1 protein-coding gene is annotated in these 621 nt (G+C 72.1%); it reads right to left on the minus strand.

Features of this window, described 5'->3' with window-relative positions:
* Positions 1-621: integrase core domain-containing protein (locus ACYVM4_RS18315; protein ID WP_460669470.1), on the minus strand; the 621-nt coding region annotated here is incomplete at both ends.

Raw genomic sequence — 621 nt, forward strand, 5'->3', positions numbered from 1 at the left:
GCCGCCCGGTCCGCTTCGACACGCTCGGCCGGGGTGCATCCGAGCACCCGCATCCGCCGGTGGTTGCTGCCCGCCACCCATTCGGCGATCTGGGTGTTGAAGTCGGCCGGGGACGTGAAGCTGCGCCCGGGCAGGAAGGAGGTCTCCAAGTGGTCGTGGAAGCGTTCGACCATGCCCTTGGCCTCGGGGTCGGCAGGCTTGCAGATGATCACCTTCGCCCCCAGCACCCCACGGAAGGCGTGGGTGGCCGCAGTCAGTTCCGGGGCCCGGGCCCGCCAGCGGCCCACCGCGGCCTCCCCGTCCCACACCAGCGTCCTGGGAACCGCCCCGAGGGTCTGCAGGTTCGCCCACCACCCGGCGAACAGATCCTGCTCACCGCGGGAAGGCACCAGCACCGCGGCCCGGAACCGGGAGTACCCGCTGACCATCGTCAGCACCGGCAGCCGCGTGGCCGTGCGGGTCTGCCCGTACCCCACCGGCAGGGTGATGTCCGGGAACCAGAAGTCGAACTGCGCCAGCTCCCCGGGCCGGTAGACCGTGCGCGAGGCCGGATCCGGCGGCAGGTACACCGGGCGCAACTCCGCCACCCGGTCCCGCAGCACCCTAATCGAGCGGTCCCAG

It is taken from the genome of Kocuria himachalensis (genome assembly GCF_054784195.1).